This is a genomic window from Microcystis sp. (genome assembly GCF_048564745.1).
Classification (GTDB): Bacteria; Cyanobacteriota; Cyanobacteriia; order Cyanobacteriales; family Microcystaceae; genus Microcystis; species Microcystis ichthyoblabe_A.
The window spans coordinates 53,320-61,888 of record NZ_JBLZRT010000036.1 but is presented as its reverse complement, the minus strand read 5'-3'; the positions used below and the strand labels follow the sequence as shown (position 1 = coordinate 61,888).

3 protein-coding genes are annotated in these 8,569 nt (G+C 41.8%); all 3 read right to left on the bottom strand.

From position 1 onward, the window contains the following. Positions 1 to 254 precede the first annotated feature (254 nt). Positions 255 to 3,656 carry an Eco57I restriction-modification methylase domain-containing protein gene (locus tag ACOCD9_RS06395; RefSeq protein ID WP_419546794.1) on the bottom strand — a complete coding sequence of 1,134 codons (3,402 nt, stop codon included), beginning with the start codon at positions 3,654 to 3,656 and terminating at the stop codon, positions 255 to 257. A gap of 88 nt (positions 3,657 to 3,744) precedes the next feature. After that, a complete protein-coding gene (locus ACOCD9_RS06390; RefSeq protein WP_419546793.1) occupies positions 3,745 to 7,074 on the bottom strand; it encodes a helicase-related protein in 3,330 nt (1,109 codons plus the stop codon). A gap of 116 nt (positions 7,075 to 7,190) precedes the next feature. Further along, positions 7,191 to 8,555 carry an NAD-dependent succinate-semialdehyde dehydrogenase gene (locus ACOCD9_RS06385; protein ID WP_287702187.1) on the bottom strand — a complete coding sequence of 455 codons (1,365 nt, stop codon included), beginning with the start codon at positions 8,553 to 8,555 and terminating at the stop codon, positions 7,191 to 7,193. Positions 8,556 to 8,569: the final 14 nt, after the last annotated feature.

Below are 8,569 nucleotides of genomic sequence, written 5' to 3'. Positions count from 1 at the left end.
GAAGTGCCGCCCCCAAACCCCCCGCGCATTAGTTTTTCGGTGGGATGCTTACACGCGGCTGCTGATACATCTGTAATAATTTAAGAGTCACTCTTGCAAGTGGAGTGACTCTCCTGATATGTAGCCTCTACTCAAGGGATTTATTCTGATTGAAGAATTGGCGTTATTTTAGCTTCTATTTTCCAGTCAAGGGACAGGTTTTGGGGTTTATGGGGTTTTAGTTCAATTTCCCCACTTCATCATTCATAATTCCCTTACAGGGTTTGGTAAGCTTTGAGGGTGGCAGTTTTGACGCTTTCGGGGACGAGGGGAAAGGTAGTTAATATATGTTGAAATTCTGTTAGGGTTAATTCATACAAGTGGGCAACTATTGCATCTAATTTCGCTCTAATTGCCATTCTTTCTGCTTCTTCTGTGACTCCATTTTTATGGGAACCTATCCCCACTTCTTTCGCTAATTGCTCAAATTCTTCTGTAGTACAAATCAATTTTGCCGCATTTTCTACTATCTCCTGAAAGTATTTATCTCTCTCTTTTAGTCGGGGGATTTTCAGAGAACACATAAAATGTATATCACAATGGGCAGTTATTCTTTGTCTAATTTGATAATCATTAACAAATGAATTAAAAAGGGTAGCGATATAAATTGTAACCTTGTAAGGAAGAATATTTTTAACAGTTTGGGCAGTATCAGCACAAAATCTATTTTTAGGTAAAATACAAGCAATTAGACTTCTTTGGTCTGTATTACGGGCAATTCTTCGATGCACTAAACGATAGTCTTGATAGGATAGTTTTTGACCTTTATCTTCTTGTTTTCCTAAAATTTTCTTTCTTCCCTCATCTAAATCAATCCAATATTTAGGTGCAGCTAAATTATTATTAAATTGATGAAACATATTTCCCTGTATTAATGGTACACAATTATGAGTAGGGACTTGTTTAAATAAATAACTATCATTAGTCATGTGAAGTTCTTGAGTTAACTTGAGATTCCATGTATCGGGAAGGGTTTCCCCTAGCAGGGGAAAATGAGACATTTTTTCAGCGATATGAATATCTATATCTTGTTTAAATTCCATTACCGAGAGGGAATCGGGGGATAGTTTGCGGATTAAATCGACGCTAATTACTAAACTATCTTTATGGGGAAAACGTTGTAATTCCTCAACATCGTGACGCATAAATTCCACAGGAAAGGAAAGAGTTTGTTTATTTTTCTCAAAAGTTAGAATGACAAACTTAAAGCGACTATCTACACCTTCAAAAATTGTTTTACGATTTTCAAAACAAAATAATCCTGTCACATTTGTCTGAGAAAATAACATTTCTCGCAGTTGTTTGGTTCCTAAATCGGTATAAATTCCACTGGGAATAACTATTCCACATTCTCCCCGGGGATGGAGGAGATTAAAACATTGTTCAACAAAAAGCTTATAGAGATTAATATCCGTCCCTTGCTTTTTACCATTGACAATAGAGATTTGATTTTTATATTGTTCCGAGGAACGAAAATAGAGACTAACGTGGGGGTATTGACTTTGATATTCTAACCATGCTTGAGCGATTTCGGGATTAGTTAACAGTTTTTTCTGTTCCTTTTCAAACGTCTTGATGTCCATTTTATTTTTAGTCACCAAGTCGCTATGCTGAGAAAAAAATTCTTTCGCTTGGGGTTTAAAGACTTCCCAGGGGGGATTGGTGATAATCACATCAAAACCACCTTTTTCTGTAATCAGTTTATCGAAGTGATAACCCCAGTGGAAGGGTTTCAGGGACTGCATATCAGAGAGAGTTAATAAACGTTTCTTTGCTTTTCCCGTTAATTGTGCGGATTCGTACTTAATTGACAACTTACCGCTAAACTCATCTAAGAGAATTTGGTTTAATTTCTGCACCGATTCGCGGTTGACATCCTCGATGTGGTTGCGTAACATCTGGAGACGGTTTTCTTGGGGGGTTCCCTGCACTTCTCCCAACCGAAAAGCGTGTTCTTTGTATAATTCAATACTGCGATTTTTTTCCGCGAGAATTGCCTGATAATTTTGCGCGGTGAGGGTTTGCAGAATGTTTTCCTCTCCCATGAGATTAAAACTTTTTTCGTCCACGCGAATTAACCCGATGAGGGAATTTCCCGACATGATATTAAAATCAATATTCGGTAAGGGTTCCAATTCTGTCACCGATTGTGCGGCAGCAACTAAAGCGAGAAATAAACGCAGTTTTGCGATTTCCGTCGCTTCCTCCATGATATCGACACCATAGAGGTTATCGGAAATAATTCTTTTTTTGATGTAATATCCGAGGGAGGGATGGGATTTTCTTACCTCTGTTAACCACTGTTTTAATTTACTGTCTCCCCGTAGTTCAATTGTCCCAATCACCGCGCTATAAATTCCGATTAATGTCTTCATCGCAGCCACTAAAAAAGCACCGGAACCACAGGCAGGGTCTAAAATAGAAAGCTGGGGAAGAATATCTTCAATCAGAAGCTGACAGAGGGGAGAATCGAGATTAATTAGTAGTTCAGAAATACTGGCAAATTGTTTGCGGGGATAATATTGATTGCTTCTCTCGACAATCCATTTATTAATCGTCCTATCACAGAGATATTCAGTAATCTCCGGACGGGTATAGTAAGCACCGAAAGCTTTTTGGTTGATATACTTTTCAAAGATATATCCCAAAACATCGGGGTTAATTTCGTCATCGCTTCCCCCCGGAGTGTCGTCAAGGTTCCAAGAGTAACGGGAGAATAAATCGAGGATATTCTCAAATGCTTGGTCATCAATACAAATGTTTTGATAAAGATTTTCGAGGGGATGTTGGAGAAATAATCCTCCGTTAAGATATTTGACTTTTCCCACCAATGCAGTTACTGTCTCATCTCGTTGGGATTCCGGTTGAGCGAATGCTTGAAAAAAGAGGGTTTGCAGAAACTGACGATAAAATAAATTTTTCCCGCGTCGTTGACTTGCTTGTAATTGGTTTTGCAGATAGTTGAAGTCGTTATCGATAAATCCCTTGCGCTGCAGGAAATAGACGAACATTAAACGATTGAGAATAACCGAAGTGTACCATTTTCGATCGCTTTCTCGATCGATTCCTTGGATAAAGGGGAGGAACTGTAAATGCTCTCGCTGAAATTCCTGATAAAATTTCTTGGTAATCTTTTCGATATCGAAACCTTTTTGTAAGCGATGGGCCACCTCCACCACGGAGGGTTCCCCATCTTCAAAGTCGGTGATATCGAGGACTAATTCCGCTAGTTTACCGAGAAATAAATCTCCCGGTTGTCCTTTTATATAAAGATGGTCACGGATATAACTTTTACTTCCCTCTCTTTTTACCCAGTACCATAAACTGCGTGTCCGTCCCCCATCGACGAAAATTAGCAGATTTTCGGCAATTCTTTCGATAACTTGCTGGTGAATGTCCCGACGAAGTTTCGCATCGGGTATATCGGTAGTTGTCACCTCTAATACTGCTACTCCGGACACTTCCGCAATCCGTTGACAGGGATATTCTTGATTGTCAACGGTGATACTAACAGTTTTTTTTGCGCGAGGATGAGACCATCCCAATTCCTCGATAAACAGTTCCCCAAATTGGAAGTTAGATAATAAGTCACGAGTCCGGGAGAAGTTGAGGGACATAATAGACCTCTTGGAAATATTAAAAATTGTTGTTAGGGTTAGGAGTCAAAAGGTTTGATCCCCCTAAATCCCCCTTGATAAGGGGGACTTAAGAGGGTTGAAATAAACCCAAGGAACAAATAATCTGAGGTTCTTGGGTGGATTCTTGTGGGTGAACAATACAGAGATCGTTATCTTTATATAAAGATACCAGTAAGTCTGCCAATTGTCGGTCACTGATGCCGGTTCTTAAACCACGATTTAAGCGATCGAGAGCCGACTGTCTGAGGGGATAATGATACAATTGGTCGAGAGCCTTGCATAAATCCTCATGAGCAAATAGATCATCCTTACTATCTTGAGAATACCTTTTTAAGCGCTCGTAGGTCTTAAATTTTGCTCCCGTCAATCGTCCCAATTTAGATCCGGAGTTGTTTTCCTCCTCCGCAATTAATTCTGTACCTTTTTGTACTAATTGATGGTGTTGGGGATGGGGGGGAATGGCCGGGGTTTGGGGATGACAGGCAGCGGACCGTAAAATAGTTAATTGGGATTGAGTCACACTATTTCCCTGCTTATCAATCCATGCTAAAGCATCATTCCCCCCGGCAGTTTTTAGATACACCATGACTCCCTCCGGATGGGTTGCTGTCCCACTATGGCAACGGGTAGAATAAACCACCGGCGGCAGATCCTCTATGGTATGTTTTAAACTAGGGTCAACTTCGATCGCATTTTTCCAAATTTGATACGCTTCCGAGGTTAAATCCACTTCTTGATCCTCCTCCTCATCGATAACCTCAGATTTTTCATGATACAGATCTAATAAAGTCTGGTTATCCATCTCCTCCTCAAAAAATACCTCATCGGTCCCCACCACGTCCGCATTCTCTCGCAGTCTTTGAGATAGTCTCGTCCGCAGTTTAATAATTCTCTCCACTCCCTCCGCAGGTAAAAAGGAATAACAGAGAATCTGACTTGCTTTTTGACCGATTCTATCTACCCTTCCGGCCCGTTGAATCAGGCGAATAATTGCCCAGGGTAGGTCATAATTAACGATAATGGCACAATCCTGTAAATTTAACCCTTCACTCAAGATATCCGTCGCAACCAAGACTCGTATTTCTTCCCCCACTTGCTGAGAATTACTGCGGGGACTAAAACGATGGACCATTTCCGCAGGATTAGCAGAGTTTCCCGTCACTCCCGCAATCTTATCCACTCCCCGATTTTGCAACTGAGTGACTAAATAACTGACTGTATCGGCAAATTGGCTAAAAATTAACACCTTTTCTCTGGGATGATTCTCCTCTAACAGCTGCCATAACTTCTCTAGCTTTTCGTCGGTCTCCGGCTGCCAGGTCCCACAGGTTTGCAATAATGCTATTAAAGCCAAGGCATCGGATTTTAGGTCTTTTTTCAATGCGGGTTTAAACACCTCGGGGTTAATCCACTGAAAGCGCTTGCGATAATCACCGCTATACTTTTGATACACTTGTTCGGCTCTTTTTTGATACTCTTTTTCTAACCCGGTTATCCCCCCAGTCTCCTCGGTTTCTATACTTTCATCTTCTCCCTGAGTGACTAAATCCTCATCCAGATAACGAGTGTCTAACAAAGCTGGATCCTGACTCCCGATGGGAAGGGGTAAATTCTTGGCCATGGCATGAAGGAAAATATAGTTACGGAGAATATGACGGTCAAGGGATTGCAGGAAAGCATACCCCCCACTCTCCAAACGTTTAAATAAATTCGTCCGACAAAAACCCATTAATCTTTTACCCGCACGGGATAGACTTTTTAAGATGGTTTCTTCCTCTCCTGTCCCTTTGCATCCTTTAATTAGATAATTTCCCAATCCGTAACGGGGTAACTTCAATCCGTTGAGAGTTATCACCACTGCTTCCGAATATAAACGCGCATAAACCGAGTCTTGTAGGTCAAACTTGATTGTCTTTAGTTGTCGTTGGGGAAGATAAACCCTCGACCCATCAGCAAATTTTAGATACCGACGACCCTGTTCGTCTTCTGTAGCATAATTATTTTTGATAAAACCGCGAGTCCGTCTAATCATATAGAGACGCATTAAGTCTCTCCAGTCGTCGGGAGAGTCACTTTTTTCAAAGGCTGCTAGGGACCTAACCGCAGATTGGTATCTGCGATTAAATTCGATTTCTCCTCCCAGAGATTCTAGTAGTCTTTCGGGACGAATTCCGAGATTAGTATCCTCTTGAATGAATAAACGCAGTTGATTGGACAGGTCAAGATAGTTTTTATTGTAGGGAGTCGCAGTCAAGAGAATACAGCGACTTTCATTGGTGTTAATGTACTCCTGTATCACCCGATAACGTTTACCCTCCCGATTGCGTAGGTTATGACTTTCATCGATAATTACTACCCGATAGCGCCGCAGATTGGGTAATTCCTGTATAACCTGACTTAAGGGGATAATTTTCGCTCTTAATTTGTATTTATAGCTGTAATCCTCCCACATGGTTAGGAGATTTTTCGGACAAATAATTAAGATTTCTAAATCGTAGTCTTCCTGCAAAATATATGCTAGAATGGAAGCGATGCGCGTTTTTCCTAACCCCACCACGTCGCCAATTAGTACCCCACCGCGTCTTTGCACATAACGAGCGGCAATTTTAATGGCCGATTTCTGAAAATCTAGTAAGTCTTGGTCAAACTGTCGGGGAATTTTGTATTCTGCTAAACCGGCTCTCGCTTCAAAGGAAAGATGGTAGGCTATTTTTAAATAGATATGATAGGGGGGAATCAGACTTTCCCGGGCCCAACTTTCGTTAATCACCTTGACAATATCCTCGGATATATCCCAACACCAAGCATCAAACCAACGATCATTAAACCACTTTTGTAGTTTGGCACAAGCATCGTGATCAAGGACATCAATATTTAATTCTCCCTGCTGTTGTAATCCCGCAAAAGTTAGATTACTACTGCCCAAAAATCCCACCGTTGGGTTATTGACATCCTGTCGATGAATAAGGTATAATTTAGCATGGAGATTATAGCCCAAAAATAAGCGAATTACTAGCTTCCCCGATTGAATTTGTTTCGCCAAACGTTGCAAAGCTGCCTGATCTCGATTGCTAGGATTCCCCCAAGTTAATTGTTGGCAAAAATCCTGAACAATTTGTTTTCTTAAACGAGCGCAAGTAGCCTTATCTATATCATTTGAGCGCTTCAATAAAGACAGGGATTGCTGTAGTAATTCCTGGGGTGCTTGCTGCATACCAATCAGCAGACGACAACAGGACAAATCACCCCCGAGAAAGTGATCAATATAGGTATCAATGGACTGCCAACCGCGCAAATTAAAATAACCCACGCAAAAATCAGCGCGTTGGGATGCTAATAAACTTTCGCGTAAAATTGGCAATAAATGGGACTCAATATTATCAATAATACGCAGCATATTTTTAATCCGTAGGGTACGATCTTCGATAGTGTAAACTAGCGATAATTATGGTGAGTGATTTTGGTTATGGTGGTGGGTTACGCGTTGCTAACCCACCCTACTGATTTACTGAATTACTTAATCCAAACAGTTTTAACGTTGACAAATTCGCGAATACCTTCCACACTTAATTCCCGTCCAAAACCGGAACGTTTAATCCCCCCAAAGGGTAAACGAGGATCGGATTTAACCATACCGTTAATAAACACACAACCGGCCTCAATTTCGGTAATTAAACGCTCAATTTCTGCGGGGTTATTCGTCCAAGCACTAGAACCCAAACCAAAGGGACTATCATTAGCTAAAGCGATCGCTTCCTCGATATTTTTGACTCGAAATAGTAAAGCCACCGGTCCAAAAAATTCCTCTTTTTCCCCCGGAGAACCAGCAGGAATATCGGTTAAAATCGTCGGTAGATAGAAGTTACCTTTTCCCTCTAAACGTTGACCCCCCACAAGGACTCTACCACCCATAGCGACGGTTTTTTCCACTTGGGCGGCAATTTCCGAGACGATCGATAACGTGGCCAAAGGACCGATATCAACAGTTTCATCGAGGGGATCACCAACTTTTAAAGCTTGGAATTTAGCCACCAATAACTGTTCAAATTGATCGGCGACAGTTTCCATAACAATAAACCGTTTAGCGGCGATACAAGTCTGACCATTATTTAACAATCTTGCCGTCACTGCCGTAGCCGCTGCCGCCTCGATATCGGCAGTATCTAAAACGATAAAAGGATCACTACCTCCCAACTCCAAAACCACTTTTTTGATCTGTTTTCCGGCGGCGGCTGCTAAACTCATCCCCGCCGGTTCACTACCGGTTAAAGTGGCGGCTTTTACCCGTTCATCGTTAATTAAATCACTAACGCGATCGGCCCCGATCAAAAGAGTTTGAAAAGCACCTTCAGGAAAACCAGCTTCTAATAAAATTCTTTCCACCGCTAAAGCTGATTGGGGAACATTAGAAGCGTGTTTGAGTAGGCCGACATTTCCCGCCATCAAAGCGGGGGCAGCAAAGCGAAATACTTGCCATAGGGGGAAATTCCAGGGCATAACCGCTAAAATTACCCCTAAAGGTTGATAACGGACAAAACTGCGACTAGCATCGGTGGCAATCAACACATCTTCCAGATAACCGGCGGCATTATCGGCATAAAAACGACAAACCAAGGCACATTTGAGGACTTCTGCGATCGCTGATTTGATTGGTTTCCCCATTTCTAAAGTCATGGTTTTAGCCAATGCTACTTGATCCCGTTCCAAAATGTCCGCCGCTTGCCGTAACCACTGTCCCCGTTGACTGATGGCGGTGCGGCGATACTTCTGAAAAGTCGCCTCAGCTAGGGCCAATTTCGCCGCCAATTCCTCCGAGGTTAGAGGGGTAAAAGTCTTGAGAATTTCTCCAGTGGCAGGGTTAACTGAAGCGATACCCATATCCCAATTGTCTC